The following is a 19183-nucleotide window of genomic DNA, read 5'->3' as shown; positions in this document are numbered from 1 at the left end:
CTGTGCGAGCACCCTACGCTTTCAAAACGGGGCTTCATCGAGCCCTCTCTCGGAGAGCCGATGCACATTCTGAGGTGGGCGCTCCCATTCTCGCTCGTCATCGCATGCGCTGGGAGTAACGAGCGATTCTGGCGAGATGAGCAAAGCCGCATCGTTGTCGCGGGTCCCATGATTGGCCCCTTTGACAGCCTCTCGGAACTCTCACCGAGGCTGTGTGAAACAGTCCGAGAGATGAATGGAGCCACCGCAGGCAATCGCAGAGAAGGCCAGGAGTACTGCGGAGCCATCTATCAGCGCGACGGCGGCGCCGCCTTCTACGCCAGCTTTCCCTCGACGTCTGGCCCTGACCTGCCGCTCCCCAACGGGCGCAAGGGCTGCTATCCCCCCAATCTCGTCAGCGACCCCAACGCCAGAATCGCCGCGATCTATGCGGACTAACACAGCCACCCATCCATCACTCGCTTCTCGCCCGAAGACCTGCAAGCCCGCCGGCAGCGGTTCTACTTTCGCTTGATGTTCAATCCCATCTGCGCGGTGTATCTGTACGACTTCCAAGAACGAACCGTCTATCAACTCCGAGATGGGAAGTTCATCCAACTCCGGCGTGTCACGAATGACTTGCTGGGCGAGTAGAGAGGTCTCCATGGCGAGGCGCACATCCCTGGTCTCTCTCGCAGGCATCTGGCTCGCATCGGGTTGCGGTCACTTCCATCGAGCGGCTCCCATAGCTCCGCCCGAAGTCACAGCGAGAATCGAGTTCCCGCAATGGTCGCCTGAGCCGGCGCTCACGGTCGAGGGCCCTGCCCTGGCTGCACTCCGCATCGCCATGGATGACTTTCGCCCTCCCGGAAGCAAGCCTCCGAAGTCCGCGGACGCAGTCACGCAGTGCCTCTATCGCATCGAGAGCTTCGACGCCTGGGTCCAGCGGGGCGAAGCGATGACGTTCATCCACTTCACCCCGAAGGAGGACACGCGCTGCGGGCTCGAACCGGTCGCCCTGGACGTCGGCGCCAGCTACGCCATCGGAGACGATGGCGTCATCCTGAAGCGCGAGTAGCACGACACATTCCGTGCCCCGCCTTGAGACTCACCTCAGTACGGCAGCGACTCACCGCGAGCCGAGAGCAGGGAGCCCAGCTCCTGGCGCGCGGCCACGTAGACGCCGGCCTCCATCGAGGCGATGCCCGTGTCCAGGAGCCACGCCTCCAATGAGCCCAAGCCACTGGGCACCGCGGCGGCTCCCGCCACGCTCGCGCCCAGCCCGACCGGCAGCAACGAGGAGGCGGCGGTGAGGCCCATCGCCTTCAGGAACGTACGGCGGTTCGACGAGTCTCCAACCATGGGTTCCTCCTGCAGATGAACGCTTGCGTTGCTACGGCGACTGAACCTGTGACTCCAAGGCCACGAACAACTCCGGCGCCAGATGCGACCTCGCGCCGGACAGCAGCCACTGCTCCATCTTCCGCCCCGCGTCCTGGTACAGCACCGTGCGCTCGCCCTGCGAGAGCACCACCACGTCGCGGTACACCTTCGCGTGCGCGCCATCCGCCCACGCCACGTCGAAGCCTCGGTACCCCAGCCCCACGTCGGGCATCCGCTGGGTCCCCACCGGCAACGACGTCACCAACTCCCGCGCGGCCTGGGCCTCGTCCGCCGTCAGCGCCCAGGCGGGTGGCTCCCGGCCGCTGAACATGTCCACGCTCACGCGCCCTGGCGACATGACCTCGCTCCGTTCCGACCGCGCCGGCGCGGGCCCATCCTGCGTGCCCCCCGCCGCACAGCCCCAGATTCCCGCTCCGCAGAGCACCACCCACAGCGCGCGCGCCACGAGTCCCCTCCTCACGACACCGTGAGATTGAAGCCGCGGTAGTAGCCACAGAACGTCGTGTAGCCACCGCGGTCGCACGTCTCGACGTTGGTGATCAACTTCAGGCTGTTGTCGTAGTTGCGCGCGGCCGTCTGCCCCGGCTTGTGACACCAGTGCCCGTTCGCGGCCAGCCGATACCAGTGGTAGTCCGTGTTCGGCCAGATGACCAGACAGACATTGAGGTTGTTGTCCGCGCGACACGCCGTCTGCCAACCATCTCGCTGCGCCGCCGCCCCGACGTTCGCGCACGTCAATGAACTGTAGATCGAGCCCGACGCGCGCCCCGGCTGCGCGAAGGTGTTGGTGCGGCTGTTGCTCGCGTAGTTGTAGCAATTGTTGTACGTCAGGTAGGACGACGCGTTCCAGAACGTGAAGTCCGTATCGGTGGTGTAATAGGACGTCGCGCAGGCCGTGTAGAGGCCCTGCACCTCCGACGACATCGTGATGCCCTCCTCGGCCACGCCCAGCACCTCGCCCGGGTCCCGCAGGTCCAGCCGCGAGTTCTCGGACGTGTGCAGGAGGAACGCGGAACTCTCGATGGCCCCCGGCTGGAAGCGCCCACCCAGCCGCACCCGAGACGGCAGCCCCGCGCGCATCCACCCTTCCGCGTCAGGCGTGTCCTGCACCGTCAGGATGAAGCCGCGATAACCCAATCCCCCCGTGTCCGCGTCCATCGGCAACAGCAGCGACGGGTCCGCACGCACACGCTCGGCCAGCGCGTTGGCTTCCTTCCGAGACAGCGTCCAGCGGGGATTGGGACGTCCCGAGAAGATATCCAGCTCGACAGTCACCATGAGGCACCTCTGTCGTGGGCTCGCACCGCGGGCCGAGCTCCGGCAACGGGTTGGAGAGGGCCATGGACATACTTGAACTGGAAATATCTTAAAAATCAGATAAAGCCGAACTTTTCACTGCTCAACATTTGGGCGTCGGAAACCATACACCCACGCACCCGCCGCGAGGAGTGACGGCAGCACCACGCTGACGGTGAGCCCCAGGAAGATGGCGTCGTTGGCGGGCTGGCCGAGCAGGTCGACTCCAGACACGCGGAGCCACGCCTTCACACACGTGACCGCCCAGTTGGAGAAGTTGGCCACGATGAGCGCCCAGGCAAGGCGGTGCTGGCCTTGGGCGCCATAGCGCAGCATGGGCAGCGTCCATGCCACGCCCAACAGGAAGAAGGTGCCCATCAGCGCATTGAGGTGCGCGGCCAGGGCCATGTGCGGGTCCGCGGGCACCTTGCCTGTCATGGCGGAGGACACATAGCCGCCGGTGAGCAACCCCAGCAGCATGAGCCACGCGGCGGCGTGCGCCATGAGGCGCGCGGCGGGCAGCGGCGCGCTCACGGCGGAGGGAGAGACAGGCGCGGCGGGAGACTCGGTCGGGACGGGGCGCGGGGCGGTCATCATGGCGGAAGGTCCGCCAGCATCGCACTTCTCGCGCGGGAGACACGAGCCGCCCTCGCGCCGACGCTCAGCCTCGGGGCGGTGTGAGGGATTGGCGGAGCCCTCGCACCTCGGTCAGCAGCGCGTGGGCGGCCTCCAGTGGGCTGGCGACCGCTTCCACCCGCGGCGCGAGCGCGACGGGCGCCGGGGCATCGAGGTCTCCGAGTCCCGTGTCTCGGTATTGGCGCACCCGGTCGCGGATGACATCGCGAATGGCGGCCGCGTCGGAGACACCTCGGAAGTAGGCCTCGTGCGCGCTCTCCGTGGTGGCCCCGGCTTCGTGCGAGGGGCCTCGGGAACCGCCGCCCGCGGACCGCACCCGCACGTCCGCGATGCCGAGCAGGCGCTGGAGCGGCCCTTGCGAGATGGAGACCTCCTGGACGTTGGCGAACGTCATCGTCTTCTCACGCAGGTGCAGGATTCCCTCTCGCACGCGGAGGCTGCGGTCGGTCACCATGTACCAGCGCAGCTCGAAGTCGAGCCGCAGCACCGCGAGGGTGACGGGGACCTGGGCGAAGTAGGCCACCCACACGGCGCCCTCCACCAGCCGCAGCCCCCAGGCCGCCGGCGCATACGTGAGGCGCGGCAACACCCTCTCCACGAAGATGAAGCCCACGCACAGGCCCACCAGCGCGCCGAGCTGACGCGCGGCCCAGAGGAAGCATTTGTAGAAGTAGAAGGGGCGCGCCGCGCGGAAGATGCGCAGCGAGCCCGACGCGCCGCCCGGAGGCTGCGGCGTGGGCGGGACCTTCAACGTCCGCATGAGCCAGGAGCGTGGCGCCTCAGACATCGCGGCCTCCCCGAGCCCGAGCATCGAGTTCCGCGCGCAAGGCCCGCACCTCGGCGGCCACCTCGCGCAGCGCCTCCGCGAGGCGTGCGCTGTCCGTCAGCGCCACGGGCGCCGAGGCGGGGGGCACATGCTCCTTCGCGCCGCGCATGCGTCCATAGAGAAAGTCGCGCATCGCCTCGAACTCGCGCAGCCCCTCGATGGTCACCTCCGCCTCGGAGCTGCCGCTCGCCGTCTGGAGTTGCACGCGCCCCAGCCCCAGCCAGCGCTCCACCACGTTGCTCGTCAGGTGGATGTCTTGGAGGCGCGCGTAGGTGAGGGACACCTCGCGCCGGAAGAGGATGCCCCACCGCATGGTGAGCCCCTCTTCATCGAGTTCGTAGCGGAGGGTGTGGAAGCGGAAGTACAGGTACACCAGGACCAGGGGCAACGCCGGCCCCGAGAGCAACGCCGAGAGCACGTAGTACGTGAACAGGCTGGAGTGGGGCCGAAGCACCGCCGGAAGTCTGAGACCGGCGGGCGCGGGGGCGGGAGTCGAAGCAACAGGAACGGGATGCAAGGGCATGAGCGGAGCGCGTCCTCCCCGCCAGCCTACGCCACCGGACGCCTCCCATTGCGTCCCGCGCGTGGGTGGGCGGGGTTCACTGTCGTGCCATTCCCTTCAGGGGATGCGAACGACCACCTTGCCAAACTGCGCCCCGCTCTCCAGGTGACGGAGCGCCGCGACCACCTCCGCGAATGGAAACACGCGGTCCACCACGGGGTGCACGCGGTGCTCGGCGAGCGCCCGCGCGAGCGCCTCCAGGTCCTCGCGACTCCCAGTCGACACGGCCTGGAGCCGCACGACCTTGCGCAGGGCCAGCGCCAGGTCGAACTGCACCGCCCTGCTGGCGAGGAAGCCGACCAGGGACACCGTGCCGCCCATCCGAGCCGCCCGGATGGAGCGCTCGACGCTCTCTCCGCCCACCACATCCACCACGTGGTCCGCGCCCTGGCCTCCGGTGAGCTCCAGCACACGGGCCTCCCAGTCCGGAGCGCCGCGCGTGAGGACGCCGTGCGTCGCCCCCAGCGCGACGGCCCGCTCCAACTTCTCCGGGCTGCGCGACGTCACCACGACGCTCGCGCCCGCCATCCTCGCGAGCTGCAAGGCATACAGCGACACGCCGCCCGTGCCCTGCACCACCACCACGTCTCCGGGAGCCACGCGGCCTTCGGTGAACAGGGCATGCCACGCCGTCACGCCCGCGATGGGCAGCGTCGCCGCCTCTTCATCCGACAGGTGGGCCGGCGCGGCGACCGCCTCGTCCTCGTGGACGCAGGCGTACTCACGCAGCAGGCCATCCTGCGGGCCGCCCAGCTTGCGGCGCATCCCTTCCTCCGTCGGGCGTCCGCGCAGCCAGCCGGGCACGTACAGGGGAATCACCCGGTCCCCCCGCTTGAAGCGGCGCACCTGGGCCCCCACCGCCTCGACCTCACCCACGCCATCCGAGACAGGCACCAACGGGCGCGCGAAGTTTCCGTAGGTGCCCTGGAGGATGGCCAGGTCCCGGTAGTTCAGCGACACCGCTCGCATCCGCAGCCGGACTTCATGAGGGCCCGGCTCCGGCAGGGGCCGCTCGGTCAACGTCAACGCATCCCACGACACTCCGGCGTTCAGCTCGTACGTTTTCATGGGCCTCAATCTGCCGACTTCCTGCCCCTGCGAGAACGAACGATTCCGCAGCTTCACCGTGCAAGAATGCACGGCATGTTGGAATGGGATGACCTTCGGTACTTCCTCGCCGTGCACCGACACGGCAGCCACGCGGCGGCCGGGAGAGCGCTGCGCGTGGCCGCCACCACCATGGGGCGGCGCCTCACCGCGCTGGAGTCCGCGCTCGGGGTCAAGCTGCTGCGGCGCACGCCGAGTGGGCTCGTGCTCACCGAGGCCGGCCAGCGGCTCCGCGGGCACGCCGAGCGCGTGGAGGCGGAGGTGCTCGCGTCCGAGCGCGAGCTGACGGGCGAGGACCAGCGCGTGGCCGGACAGGTGCGCCTCACCGCGGGCGATGGCCTCGCGACCTGCGTGCTGGCCCCTCGGCTGACGTCCCTGCGCGCGCGACACCCGGACCTGGAGGTGGAGCTGCACGCGACCACCCAGGTGCTGGACCTCTCCCGGCGCGAGGCGGACGTGGCCGTGCGCGTCGTCCGCCCCCGGGAGCCCTCGCTCATCGTCCGGAAGCTCACGCCGCTCTCCTTCGGCGTCTATGGCAGCGAGGCGTACTTCGCGCGACGAGGCCGCCCCACCTCCGTGCGAGCGCTGGCGCAGCACGAGTGGGTGACCCCCGACGCCACGCTGGCGGGCACGCCGCACGAGACCTGGCGGCGGCAACACGCGCCACACGGTCGCGTCGCCGTGCGAGCCAGCAACACCATGGTGATCATGGCGGCCTGCGCGGCGGGCCATGGGCTCGCCATGCTCTCGGACCTGTTGGCGAGCAGCGACTCGCGGCTGGTGAACGTGCTGCCTCGCGCGCCGGGCCTGCCCGTCCGTGAGATGTGGGCCGTCACGCACCAGGACCTGCGCCACAACGCCCGCGTGGGCGCGGTCCTCGAGTGGCTGGCCGAGGTGCTCGCGCCGCCCCGCTGACTTACACGAGGCTCAGTGCCGGTTCGCCATGAACCCCACCGCGAACAGCGCGGCCGCATAGCTGCCACCACAGAGGCAGCACGACAGCACAGGGACGGCCAGCGCGCCCACTGCGGCCGAGCCCCAGCTCACCCCATGCAACTTGCGGTACGTCACCACGCGCAGCCCGATGGCCCAGACAGGCGCCGAGTACGAGCCAATGAAGGGAATCACGCCCACGATGTAGGGCGCCTGGGAGAGCGCGCTCGCCCGTATCGTCACCGCCAGGGGATGCGTCGTCCCCGCGAGCTTCAAGATCAAGTGGTCCAGGCACGCATTGACGACATGAAGCATCAGGGTGAACAGCGGCACGCCCACCAGCATGAACACCGAGACGATCGTCCACACGCTGCGCGCCGCGTTCGCGTTGACGGAGGGGTCCAAGGGGATTGACGGCAAGACCGCCATGAACGCGACCATGACCACTCCCGTGGAGAGCGTGCCCAAGAGCACGCTGAACACCATGAACAGGAGCGAGTCCAAGATGGGGCCGGTGGGCCGCGCGTTCTCGAGCGTCGCCACGGGCCGCATCAGCATGGCCAGGCACGTCTGCCCATAGGCCTTCAGCGTCCCCAGCTCGGCGCGGCGGTCCCACGGCAGCAGCCCCGAGGGCACGCGCTCATGACACCGCACGCACAACACCGCACCTGACGGATTCGCGCGCAGACACTGGGCACACGCGAAGGAGCCACAGCGCGAGCACGCCCCCAGTCCCCGCAGCTCCGGGTGGATGGCACAGACAGGCGCCTCGGACTCGGGCGAGGCGGGCAGCACCAGCGACACGCCACACGCGGAACAGGACAAGGCCCCCGGTTTGAACGGGGACTGACACTGGGGACAGGAGAGGACCATCGGGGCGCCCAGCATCTCACACCTGTGAAGGAGGGCGTGCGCTCGAACCTATCCAACCTTTGACACCCGCCCTCACGTCGCTGGCGCTCCAACACGACTCACGGCAAGTCCCGCGCCTTCCCGCACTGAAGCGGGATGTCGCACGGGGGAGCGGTTGATGACCCACGCTGGGTTCAGGTCGTTGGCGACGAGGCTCACGCTGGGCCCCTTGCTGATGTCAGTCGCATGCAACGTCCCACTCACCTCCGAACCCGAGGACGTCACGCGAGAGTCCAACACGGCCGCCAGTGGTCCGTGTGCCGATGGCACCACCGAGCAGACCTTCTCCAACGGCATGGTCGGGTGCGCGGGCAAGGTGACGTGGGACCAGCGCGCCTCGCTCTGTGGCGCGGGCTACTTGCCAGCGACTGCGATGGAATGGAACGCGCGCGCCAACGGGGCGGCGCCCACTCACGACTACTGGACCCACGACGACCTGCGCTACAGCGGCAACGCCACGTCATGCACCGTGTCGCCGACGGCCGGCACGAGCTGCGGCCTGAACACCCCCATGCGGGTGTGCACTGCTACCGGGAGCGATCCGGAAGGCAACACCTGCAACTGGAGAAACTGTGGCTACGGCACCGCTGCGCCCAACCGGTACTACGGTGGCTGCGTGGGCAACACGACCGCCGGCACACTGTGTATCTCCAAAGGCTGCGCGGACGGCTCCGTCGAGCAGACCTTCTCCGGTGGAATGGTCGGCTGTGCGGGCAAGGCCACCTGGGCGAATCGGGCCTTCCTGTGCGCCCAGGGATATCGACTGGTGACGGCCGCGGAGTGGGTCCATCTGCGAGGCGCCACGACTCCCACGCACCACTACTGGACACAGGACAACCTCAAGTACTCCGGCACGGAGTCCGCATGCTCCGTAAGCACCACCACCGGCACGAGCTGCCGCACGGGGCAATCCATGCACGTCTGCAAGGCCGCAGGCGCAGACCCCGAAGGCAACACCTGCAGCTGGGGCAACTGCGGCTTCAATTCCCTTCCGCCGCCGAATCAATACTTCGGCGGCTGTGCTGGAAGCACCACCGCTGGCGCGCTCTGCATTCCCGACTCTGGCTGCGCCGATGGAACCAACGAGCAAGTCTTCGGCGACAACCTCGTGGGCTGCGCGGGCACGGTGACCTGGGACAATCGCAACACCCTCTGCGCCTCAGGCTGGACGGCGAGCACCGCGAGCCAATGGACCAACCGCCCTGGAATCACAGCCCCCACGCACAACTACTGGACCCAGGACAACCTGCGCTACAGCGGCAACGCCTACGCATGCTCCGCGTCTCCCACCACCGGAACGGACTGCGGGGCGAACTCACCCATGCGTGTCTGCACATCTGTCGGGGGCGACGCCGAAGGCAATGCCTGCAACTGGAAGAACTGCGGCTACTTGACCACCACGCCCAATCAATACTTCGGTGGCTGCATCGGAAACATGACGGCGGGGACACTCTGCAGTCGGTGACGTGAGCCTCGTCTCGCATCAGTGAGATTCCGCGAGCTTCGCCTCCTCGGGTCGACGCTCGCGTGCCTGAACTCGACAGAAATGGCTGCAAAAAAATGGCACTTCAGGACCTGTACGGATTGGCGGGCGATTTCTGGCTGTTTTGCCCGGCCCCCGTTTGAACATCGTTGCGGTCTGAGCAACAAATCCAGCCATGTGGCGATATGGCCGCGCAGGGCTTTCATTGCGCAGCCGGCCTGAGGCACCCTTCCATCAATCCCTGGAGGCCCCCACTTATGTCGAGCATCCGTCGCCACGCTTTTCGCGGCGCCGCCTTGGCGCGTCGCGGCCAGCGGCAGTATCGACTCACCACCGTGCTGCTCACCCTGATAGGTGGAGGCGCCTGGGGACAATCCCAGCCATCCCCCAAAGACTGGTGCGACTTCGGACGTGCCGGTCCCACCACCACGCTGCCGGCTCCCGTCGCGATGTCCGCCGCACATGGCCAGGTGCGTTTCTTTGGCATGGGGCGCAGCTACACCGACGTGGACCTGGCCCTGGTCAGCGCGCTGGAGGGAGGTCCCGTCAACTGGGACGCCGCCACGAGTCGCTACGCCGACGCCGTGGATGGGGCCTGCGCGCTGGACGCGTCATCCAAGACACTGCGCCCCGCCCAGGTCCTCTCCGTGGGCGCCCTCGCGGTCATCCGCCCCGGCACGGGTGAGCTGCATCTGCCTCGGCACGCCCGCGCCGCCCTCATCGACCTGAGCGACTTGCCGGCGGCCCCCGGCCTCGAGGATGCACTGGCCCGAGCCATCGGCGCGGTCAGCACCGCGCCCGTCGCGCGACTCTCCGAGCGCGTCCGCGTCAACGTCGGGATGACGGACGAACTGACCCCCGAGTACGACTACCGCGCCTACACCAACTCCGTGGACCTGCACCCCCGCGAACCTTACGCCGCGACAGGACAGGCGGAGCTTCCAGTCGTGCTGCTCACGGGCCCCAAGCTGGCCCCCGCCGCGGCCCATTTCGCCGTGGACCTGCGAATGGCTCGGCGTGCCTGGCTCGTGGGCTCACCTGTCCATACGGCGGTCGCCGAGTCGAAGTGGATGCCTGTGGCAACGAAGGGCATGCTCGTGCGCACCTCGCGCTTGGAGGACTCGGCGGGGGCGGCCCCTGACATCATTCCGGCCGACCTACCTCTCTCTTTCTTTGGCCCCGGCGCGGCCAGTCCCGAATCCCTCGCATCCGCGCCAGCGCTCCAGGCCGTCGCGTTTCTGGGTTCGCCCACGCCTGTGGACCGCACCGCCGCCGTCGCGCGCAGCGCTCCACTTGAGCGGATACCTCTCGAAGTCATGCCGCCGCCGGGGGCCTCGCCGGGCATCGCTCGGGCGGATCTCGTCATCATGCACGGCGCCACGCGGTTGTTCTTTCCCTACTTCAGCGTTGTGGGAGATGGCATTGATGGACGCCTGATGGAGACGCTCGCCACGGTGGATGCCGTGCCCGTCACGCAGCTCAGCCAGATTGTCCGACTGCTCCAGCGATTCTCGGAGGTCCTCAACGACGGCCACGCATTCGTCTTCCCATTGGAGCGGCCGGTTCCGGCCGGCTACTTCGGTGTCATGCTGGAGCATGTGGCCGGAGAGCTGGTCATCCGCCGCTCCGTCCAGGCGGACCTCCACCCGGGAGACACTTTGACGAGCATGGATGGTCAACCCATGTCCGAGTGGTTGGCCACGGAGATGGCGACCGTCTCGGCTGCGACGCCGGGCTGGAAGCGAGAAGCCGCCTCGCGACGGCTGCTGAGCATGAACGGCCCCAAGACCTTCGGGGTGCGCGATGTCGAAGGAAACACCCGCTTCGTGCGGATCCAGCCTCAACCACAGCAGGTGCTGGGCCCTCCATTTTGGAGAGCCGCGGGCAGCCTCGCGGACCTCGGCGCGCCGGAATTGCACTACATCAATCTGTCCAACAAGATTATCACTACCATCGCGGAGTTCCGGACGGCCCTCACCGCAGCGCAAGGCGCCAGTGGTCTGGTGATAGACATGCGCGGCTACCCGGGCATCAATGGTTACGAGGTGGCCAGTCGACTCATCCAGACGGAGTTCTTCACGCCCATCTTCCGGACCCCGGTATGGAATGGTCCCGGGGAGTTCGGGTGGCAAGACGAAGTGTATCCGCTGGATCTGCTGTCGAACCCTTCCTATACGGGCCCCATCGTCCTCATGGTGGGCCCCAATACGATTTCCTCAGCGGAGAACTTCTCGATGATGCTGACCGCCGCCCATCGAGTGAAGGTCGTTGGCCGCCGCAGCGCGGGGACGAATGGGAACATCACCGAGCTGCTCCTGCCCGGACGCGTGACCCCGTTGTTCACGGGCATGGAGATACTCTTCCCGGACCGCTCGCGCTTCCACGGCGTGGGCATCGTCCCGGACTTCGAGGTGTTCCCCACGGCCGCGGACCTCGCCGCCGGGACGGATGTGGAGTTGCTGCGCGCCATCGAGGTCCTGCGCACCGGCCACTGAGTGCCGCTGCGCCAGGGGAAGATTGTCTTTGAATCCTCGCGGCAAGGACCCCGCGTCAAACGATGACGCGGGTGTCTTTGCGTGAGGCCCGGCCACTCAGGGCGACGGAACGGTCCCGAGTTCCATGGGGTCGCCGCTCGCCGCGCCTGTCACCCCGAGTGCCTTCTGCGTGGCACGCGCGGCCCTCGCTTGCTGGAGCGCTGCCTTCGCCGCGCTGGCGTCTCCGAGCGCTCGCTCCTTCTTCGCGAGCGCCTCCCACAGCTCCGGCGAGCTGGGATGCAGACGGACGCCCACGCGCAGGAGGCCTCGGGCGATCCGCGTGCCCTTCGCCATCTTGGCTTTCTTGATGAAACCCGAGGGCGTCAGCATCAGCGTCCCCTCGGGCGTGGTCGCGGCCTCGCGCACGTGGGCCATGCCCTCTTCTTCCTCTCGCGCGTTCAGCAGCTCCTGGCCCAGTGTCAGCCGCGCCTCCATGGAGCGCGGATGCAGCTCCACGGCTCGCGACATCCAGCGCAGGCGCGTCTCGGCGTCCTTGGCGGGAGCCCGCTCGGCCACGTGCACCATCTCCTCCGCGTAGTCCGCGTGGACCTCCGGGCCCTTGGCCACGGCTTCCTTCAGCACCGTCCAGTAGGGCTCGGGGTTCTTCATCTCATCCAGGCGCGTGCGCCGCAGCGCCGGCACGTCCGCGCGCTTCCAGCTCGCGAGGAAGCGCTGGATGTCCGCGCGCAGGGGGGTTCCGAAACGCTGGGACTCGGGGCAGGACACCTTCTCGCACGCGGCCAGATAGTCCGCGAAGAAGGCCAGGGCGCCCTGGGCGCGATAGTCATTCAGGCGCTCGGGGCCAAAGGCTTGCACCACCGTGCGCGCCATGCGCGCGCCCACTCGGATGAAGACCGAGTCCCCGCGTGGCTCATGAGCAGCTTGGATTCGCGACAGCGCCGCGACGGGCTCGCGTGCAATCGCAGTGCGGTCCAGCAACGCGGAGACGCGCGCGAAGGCGCTCGCGAGGTCTGGATCCGCTGGCAGGGTGCCCGGGCCGCGCGTCACCCACGCGTCATACGCCAGCCCGTAGCTGGCGAGGCGACCCATGCCTGAATAGACCACCCCATCCACGGGGTCGTTGAAGTGCACGTCGCGGCGCGCCTCGCCCCCATCCACCACCTGCTCCATCAAGCGGATGGAGAGCCGGCGCAGGCGCTTCGCCTCGTTCTCCACGTTGGTGGCGAGCGCGATGGCCGTGTCCTCGGCAGGGAGCATGATGAGCAGCGTGGTCGTCTCCGGCTGGCCTCCCGCGTGCGCGACGACGTAGTGGCCTCGGAATGGATACGTGGCCAGCCCCATGCCGTAGTCGGTGAGGTGCCCGTCTTTCGTCGACATGGACGTCTGCATCTGTCCCATCGTCGCGCGCGACACCAACCGGTCATCCAGCACCGCTCGCGCGAAGCCGAGCAAGTCATCCACCGTGGCGCGCGTGCCGCCGCCGCCGAAGCGGCTCGTCACGTCGAGGAAGTGCGAGGGCTTCAGCGTCGAGCCCACCACGCGGTAGCCCACGGCCTGGTGCTCGTCGCGCGTGCGCATCTCGTCCAGGTCCGCGTGCACCATGCCCGCGGGACCAAAGACATGCGCGCGCAGGTAGTCGCGATACGACTGCCCGGAAGCCGTCTCCACCGCCGCGCCGAGCAGGTTGAAGCCCCACGTCGAGTACAGGTAGCGCGTGCCCGGCTCGAACATGAGCGGCTTCTGCGAGAACATCGCGATGGCCTCGCGCGTGGTGACCGGCCGCGTGTTCTCTCCCGCCTTCGGACTGTCGTAGGACGGCACGCCGCTCAGGTGTCCCAGGAGCTGCCGCACCGTGACGGGCCACTGCTTCACGGAGTAGTCCGGCACCAGCGTGCGGATGTCCGCGTCCAGGTCCAGCTTGCCCTGCTCCACGAGCTGGAGCACGGCCACCGCCGTGAACGACTTGGTGATGGAGGCCATCCGATACGTGGTGCGCGCGGTGGCGGGCAGCTTGCGGCCCAGGTCTCGGTAGCCGAAGCCGCGGGACCAGCGCCGCGTCCCCTGCATCACGCCCACGGAGAGCCCCGCCACGGGGCCCTCCTCCATGTCCGTGCGGACGATGGCCTCGAAGATCCGCTGCGTCTCGGGCGGGAACTCGCTCACCGCAGGGACAGGCGGCGCGGCCGGGGCCTCCGTACGTGGGGCCGCCGGCTCCTGCGCCGAGCCCGCCACGCTCCCCACGAGGAGCAACACCGCGATGAGGCATCGCCTCATGGAACGGTCTCCGAGACTTGAGCCGATGACGTGGGGGGCGGCTCGGGGGCGGCATCTCGCTCTGAGGTCAGCGCAGGCACCATCGCGTCTCCTTCCACCCATGCGCGCAAGAGCGCGTCCGTGACGAGCTGGCCCAACACATCCAATCCCTTGCCACGCGGATGGACGAGGTCGTCATGAACGAAGCCCGCCGCGTGAAAGCGCATCAACGAGCCCGTTCCACCCATGGCCGAGAACAGGTCGAAGAAGGCACAGCCCTCGCGGGTGGCCACCTCTCGCTCCGCGGCGATGACGGCGTCGAGGAAGGGCCGAGGGTCCTTGCCCGGCCCCGTGGGCGAGTCCGTCCGCACCGCGTCGATGGGGCCCACCACCATGCACGCGCTGTTCGGTGACACGGCGCGCACGCGGCGCAGCAGGGCGAACAGGTCCGAGCGCACGACCTCGGGCGTGGTGCGCTTCCACTCCAGCCGCTTGCGCTCATTGCCGCCGAGGAAGAAGAGGAGCAGGCGCGGCGAACGCTCGGTGAGCTGCGTGCGCAGGAGGTCGTCGCCGAAGCGGCCGAACAGCCGCGCATCCGAGGACGGCACGCCGAGCATGTCCAACACGATGCCGGGCCTGTCGTGCTCCAGCACCACGCCCTGGACCACCGCGTCCTTTCCCTCGACGGAGACGTCCAACCACTTCGCGTCCGCGGGGATGTCGAAGCGCGTGGACTGTCCCTGGTTGTTGCCCGTGGGCGTCGTGCGCGCGAGCACCTGGCCCTGGCTCGTCACCGTGAGCGCGCCGCCACCGGGGACGTCCTGCCACCACAGCGTGCCGTGCGGCTCTCCTTCCAGCTTGAAGCGACCCCGCGCGCCTGACTCGGTGGCCACGTGGTAGACGCCGGTGATGCCGAAGGGGAGCGGAGGCGCGCGCAGCTCGCCCAGCGTGCGTGGCTCCCAGCCCGTGCTCGTGGAAGCCGTGCGCTCGCGGCCTCCGTAGGGGGCCATGCGGTCCACCAGCAGGACGCCTCGGCCCGCCGCGCCGAGCATGTCGCCCAGCTCCATGCGCAGGATGTCCACGATGCGATCGCCGGCGATCAACGAGTTGCCGAACGCCGTGATGACCGTGGGCCGGGTGGTCGTGCCTCGCGCCAGCGAATCCATGGACGCGAAGAAGGGCGACAGCGCCGTGCGAGCACAGCCCTGACCCGCGGGGAGCAGGCATGGGTCTTCAATCGCCCCACCCGGTGCGCGCAGCCGCGCCGCGAGTTCATGGAGCGACTTCGTCCGCGACGAGAGCGGAGGCAGCGCTCGGCGAGGCGCGCCCGACTCAGCACCCGCGTGCGCATCGCTCAACGCAACCAGCGGCTCGCCGTGAGCTGGAACGGGCGCGACGACCGGCGACTCCGCGGTCGTCCCGCTGGCGGGTGCGAGGTCGCGCGACGAGGGGCCCGTGGTGGGCGCAGCAAACACCGCGAGCGAAGGCTTCGATGCTCCGTCTGCCTCGGACACGCGTGCCGAAACATCCTTCTTCGTTTCGGCGGAGCGCGTGGGTTGCGGCGCCCCATCCGTCCCCGATGCGAGGTCACGCGCTGGAGCTTCCGTCTTCGGCGCGGTCCCGGCGACGAGCGGAGAGGCCGGCGCCCCCTCGGGTACGGGCGACGGCGCGGCCGCGCTGGCCTCTTCATGGGTGGCTCGCGCGGCTGGGTCTCCCTCGACGGGGCGCATCGCGGGCCCGGTCGCTCGCGGGGGAACCTCGGGGGGAGGGATGCGATGAAGGGGCGCTCCGGCGTCGCACCCCGACAACAAGCCACTCACGAGGAGCAGGAGCCGAGCATGTCGCCCACCCCATGAGACATCCGGAACCGTCATGCGGCCGGTGAGCCTAGACGAAAGGTCCTGACCGCGCATGTTCCCGGACCGCCGCCTGCATCCTCACCCCAAAGGAACGTTCTTCCTCCCTCGGATTCACTGCCCCTCGGCACGGTCCGGGCACATCCCAGGCCTCTCGGGGTACACGGGCAATCATCACCTGGCGGACATCGTGTCCGGCCCGTGGACTAGCGTGCCCCGCCATGCCCCAAGAGCCCTCTGTCGCCCTCCGTCCAACTGGAGCGCACGCATACGCCGAGCGGAGCGTCGCCGCGGGAACGTCCCTCCACCTGCGCGTCAGCAGCGATCAACCCCATCAAGTGTCCATCGTGAGGCTGGGGAACGACCTCGACAGCAACGCGCTCGATGTGCGGCTGTATGACTTTCCCGTCTCGCCCGCCAACGTCCAGCCCATCACTCCGGGCTCCTACGTCCACGTGGAGAACGGACTGGCCGCGGCGCAGGCCCTGAGCGCCTTCTCCATCGAGTGCTGGGTGCGCCCGCGCAACGGGGCCGCGTGGCAGGGACTCATCACCCAGCACACCTACCCCAGCGCGTGCGGCTTCGGGCTGTTCCTCGCGAATGGGCGCGTGTGCGCCTATCTCGGAAACGGCGGCGCGTTCCAGGCAGCGGGCCTCTTCACCGGGCCCACCGTTCCGGACCAGGAGTGGTCTCATCTGGTGCTCACCTGGAATGGCCAGCAGGTCGCGTTCTATCTCAATGGCCAGTACGCCTCGGGCGAGGCATTCACGGGCCCGCTGGTCCCTGGCTCCGCGCCGATGCGGCTCGGGGCTTACGGCGCCCTGGACGACGCGGGCGCGGGCCGCACGGGCCACTTCCTGGAGGGCGACCTCGCAATGCCCGTCCTCTACGCGCGAGCCCTCACCGCGCAGGAGGTCCAGGCGCGCCACGCCGTCACGCCGCCCACCCCGCCGGCCATGAGCGGAGTGCTCGCCTGCTGGCCCCTCACCGAGGAGCGCGGGAGCACCGTCGCGGACCTCGGCCCTTCGGGTCGCACGGGGACGATCGTCAATCAGGCCGGGTGGATGATTGGTGGCCCCGGGTTCGATGCCTCGGCGGTGCCTCGCCATGGCACCTATGTGCCGGCCCAGGACCCCACGCGCGGTCACGCGCTGCGCTTCGCGTCGGATGATCTCTACGACTGCGGCTGGAGCGTCACGCACACGTACGCCGTCCCCGAGTCCACCCCGCCGGGCCTGCATGTCGCCCGCGTGTTCGTCGGCGGCGCTCCCGTCTATGACGTGCCCTTCGTCGTGAAGCGGGCCGCCTCGCGCCCTCCAGCGCAGGTGCTGGTGCTGTGCGCCATCAACACGTGGCTGGCGTACAGCTCGCCCTTCGAGGGACAGGCCGCCGGCTTCCCGCAGTACTCCTGCTACACGTCCCACGGGGCGGGACAGCCCACGTTCCAAGTGGGCCTGCGCATGCCCCTGCGCGCCGCGGGCGCGACCTCGCTCTACAGCGCGCCCTCGGTGGGCTACAGCCACCTGGTGCGCGCCGAGCGCTTCCTGCACCAATGGTTGGAGCGCAACGGCTATGCCTTCGACCTGGTGACGGACCTGGACCTGCACCAGAACCCAGGCCTGCTGTCCGGCTACAAGGTCCTCTGCATCAACGGGCACAGCGAGTACTGGTCCGCGCCCGCATGGGACGGAGTGGATGCCTTCCTGACCTCGGGAGGCAGCGTCGTCGCGCTCTCGGGGAACTCCCTGTTCTGGCGCGTGAGCTTCGACGCGTCGGGCACGGTGATGGAGTGCCGCAAGTACGACGCGGGCCAGGGCTTCGGCGGACTCGTCGACAGCGTGGGCGAGCTGTGGCACAGCCAGGACTTCCAGCGCGGCGGACTCCTGCGCGAGTGCGGTCGCCCCGGTTGGAAGCTGCTGGGACTGGAGGCCTCGGGCTTCGTTGGCACCGACGCCGCGCAGTTCACCGCGCTCACGGTGCAGCAACCGCAGCACACCTTCTTCACCACGCCGCAGGCCACCGGAGTCGTCTCCGGAAGTCCGCTCGGACAAGGGCCAGGAGGAGCGCTGCCCCGCGCGGTGGGCCATGAGTGGGACGCGCGCGTCGGACGCCTGCTCCTGTCTCCGCCGCCTCCAGGCGCCTCCGTGCCCGTGGAGCCCTCGGGCATCACGACGCTCGCCACCGCGAGCAAGAGTGAGGGCGTGCTCGACTACTACGGCACGTGGCACAGCGGGACCTCCACCATCGTCAGCGAGGTCATCCAGTGGGACCGTCCACAGGGCGGCCACGTGTTCTACGTGGGGACCATCGGCGCGGGCTGGGCCCTGTCCGCGGATGTCGCGCTGCAACGGCTGATGCACAACGTGCTGTACCACTTCCACGTCACGCTCGAGCCCGCCGTGCCCGCCGCCGTGGTGTCCGCACAAGGCCCCACGCTGCTCCTCAACCGCGGCGTGCACGGGGCGATGCGGGACACGTCGCGCAGTGGCGCACAGTGGCCATCCTCCCCGCCCGCGTGGCACGACGTGGGGACCACCGTGGTGTCCGCGCCGGCCACGGTGGCCTTCGGCCCGTACACCTCGCTGGTCGCGGTGGGCTCCGAGGGCTCGCTGCTGAGCCGCTGGTGGGATGGCACGAACTGGGGCCCGTCCGCCACGGGCTGGCAGGACCAGGGAGGACAGCTCACGGGCGCGCCGTGCTCGGTGTCGCGCGCGCCGTGGGGAATGCCCGGGGCCTTCGACATCTTCGCCCTGGGCAAAGATGGCTCCGTGCATCACAAGTGGTGGAGCGGCACGAGCTGGGGCCCGTCCGCCACGGGGCTCGCGGACCTGGGCGGCGCGCTCATCGGCGCTCCCGTGGCGGTCAACTGGGGCACCTACCTGACGCTCATGGCGGTGGGCACGGACGGAGCGCTCCGCCTGCGGTACTGGGATGGGGCGCAGTGGTATCCGCTCACTGGCGAATGGCAGTCCCTGGGCGGACAGCTCGCGGGGCCGCTGGCCGTCGTCTCGCGCGCGCCGGCTCAGCCCCACGCCTTCGAGGTCTTCGCGCTCGGACGCGACGGCACGATTCAACACAAGGCCTGGGACGGCACGCAGTGGCAGCCCTCGCTCACGGGCTGGACCTCGCTGGGCGGCACGTTCGCGAGTCCTCCGACGGCCGTCGCGTGGGGCAACGGCGCGAAGGTGTCCGTCATCGCGGTGGGCACGGACGGCGTGCCGCGACTGAAGACCTGGGACGGCGCGCAGTGGAGCCCCTCGCTCTCGGGGTGGACGCTCCTGGGCGGGAGCTTCCTGGGGCCCGTCAGCGCCCTGCTCACCGGCACGAACCGCGTCGATGTCTACGCGGTGGGGACGGACCGCGCGGTGTGGATCCGCGAGCTGGACTCGGGCAGCGCGGCCACGAACTGGCTCAGCCTCGGCGTGTGAGGGTGCGCGTGGG

At 69.1% G+C, this 19183-nt stretch carries 14 protein-coding genes and 2 pseudogenes; 6 read left to right on the top strand and 10 right to left on the bottom strand.

The features are described 5' to 3' along the window. Positions 1–60: 60 nt before the first annotated feature. Both JGU66_29915 and JGU66_29910 read left to right on the top strand, forming a co-directional pair. Positions 61–633 (top strand): annotated as a pseudogene (locus JGU66_29915) (hypothetical protein). Between the two features lie 193 nt (positions 634–826). Beyond that, positions 827–1057, top strand: coding sequence for a hypothetical protein (locus JGU66_29910; protein ID MBJ6765000.1), 231 nt, complete (start codon positions 827–829; stop codon positions 1055–1057). A 35-nt stretch (positions 1058–1092) separates the two neighbouring features. Here JGU66_29910 and JGU66_29905 read toward each other — a convergent pair whose 3' ends face one another. The 7 genes and pseudogenes from JGU66_29905 to JGU66_29875 form a co-directional block, all read right to left on the bottom strand. Further along, positions 1093–1341 (bottom strand): hypothetical protein, encoded by a 249-nt coding sequence (locus JGU66_29905; GenBank protein ID MBJ6764999.1) that lies wholly within the window; start codon positions 1339–1341, stop codon positions 1093–1095. A gap of 31 nt (positions 1342–1372) precedes the next feature. After that, positions 1373–1720, bottom strand: a complete 348-nt coding sequence (locus tag JGU66_29900; protein ID MBJ6764998.1) for a hypothetical protein — start codon at positions 1718–1720, stop codon at positions 1373–1375. 119 nt (positions 1721–1839) lie between these two features. Continuing rightward, entirely contained in the window at positions 1840–2661 is an 822-nt protein-coding gene (locus tag JGU66_29895) for a hypothetical protein (protein ID MBJ6764997.1), read from the bottom strand. A gap of 114 nt (positions 2662–2775) precedes the next feature. Then, positions 2776–3207: pseudogene (locus JGU66_29890) on the bottom strand (hypothetical protein). A gap of 133 nt (positions 3208–3340) precedes the next feature. Further along, positions 3341–4102, bottom strand: coding sequence for a PH domain-containing protein (locus JGU66_29885; protein ID MBJ6764996.1), 762 nt, complete (start codon positions 4100–4102; stop codon positions 3341–3343). Next, entirely contained in the window at positions 4095–4664 is a 570-nt protein-coding gene (locus JGU66_29880) for a PH domain-containing protein (GenBank protein ID MBJ6764995.1), read from the bottom strand. Before JGU66_29880 ends, JGU66_29885 begins: the two co-directional genes overlap by 8 nt. 96 nt (positions 4665–4760) lie before the next feature. Further along, positions 4761–5771 carry an NAD(P)-dependent alcohol dehydrogenase gene (locus tag JGU66_29875; protein ID MBJ6764994.1) on the bottom strand — a complete coding sequence of 337 codons (1011 nt, stop codon included), beginning with the start codon at positions 5769–5771 and terminating at the stop codon, positions 4761–4763. Between the two features lie 75 nt (positions 5772–5846). On the opposite strand from JGU66_29875, the gene JGU66_29870 reads away from it, so the two are divergent. Next, a complete protein-coding gene (locus tag JGU66_29870) occupies positions 5847–6725 on the top strand; it encodes a LysR family transcriptional regulator (GenBank protein MBJ6764993.1) in 879 nt (292 codons plus the stop codon). Positions 6726–6737: 12 nt separating this feature from the next. Here the strand turns inward: JGU66_29870 and JGU66_29865 are convergent, their stop codons facing one another. Next, complete coding sequence (locus JGU66_29865) at positions 6738–7616, bottom strand: YIP1 family protein (GenBank protein ID MBJ6764992.1); 879 nt, start codon at positions 7614–7616, stop codon at positions 6738–6740. A gap of 214 nt (positions 7617–7830) precedes the next feature. Here JGU66_29865 and JGU66_29860 point away from each other — a divergent pair, with 214 nt between their 5' ends. Together JGU66_29860 and JGU66_29855 are read left to right on the top strand one after the other, a co-directional pair. Beyond that, a complete protein-coding gene (locus JGU66_29860; GenBank protein MBJ6764991.1) occupies positions 7831–9120 on the top strand; it encodes a hypothetical protein in 1290 nt (429 codons plus the stop codon). Positions 9121–9395: 275 nt separating this feature from the next. Further along, positions 9396–11633, top strand: a complete 2238-nt coding sequence (locus tag JGU66_29855; GenBank protein MBJ6764990.1) for a peptidase S41 — start codon at positions 9396–9398, stop codon at positions 11631–11633. Between the two features lie 96 nt (positions 11634–11729). Here the strand turns inward: JGU66_29855 and JGU66_29850 are convergent, their stop codons facing one another. Both JGU66_29850 and JGU66_29845 read right to left on the bottom strand, forming a co-directional pair. Continuing rightward, entirely contained in the window at positions 11730–13907 is a 2178-nt protein-coding gene (locus tag JGU66_29850) for a beta-lactamase family protein (GenBank protein ID MBJ6764989.1), read from the bottom strand. Further along, positions 13904–15616 carry a hypothetical protein gene (locus JGU66_29845; GenBank protein MBJ6764988.1) on the bottom strand — a complete coding sequence of 571 codons (1713 nt, stop codon included), beginning with the start codon at positions 15614–15616 and terminating at the stop codon, positions 13904–13906. The genes JGU66_29850 and JGU66_29845 overlap by 4 nt, the downstream gene beginning before the upstream one ends. 473 nt (positions 15617–16089) lie before the next feature. On the opposite strand from JGU66_29845, the gene JGU66_29840 reads away from it, so the two are divergent. After that, positions 16090–19170, top strand: a complete 3081-nt coding sequence (locus JGU66_29840; GenBank protein ID MBJ6764987.1) for a hypothetical protein — start codon at positions 16090–16092, stop codon at positions 19168–19170. The last annotated feature ends 13 nt before the right edge of the window (positions 19171–19183 follow it).

The organism is Myxococcaceae bacterium JPH2, from assembly GCA_016458225.1.
GTDB lineage: Bacteria > Myxococcota > Myxococcia > Myxococcales > Myxococcaceae > Citreicoccus.
This window is presented reverse-complemented; position numbering and strand designations above follow the sequence as displayed.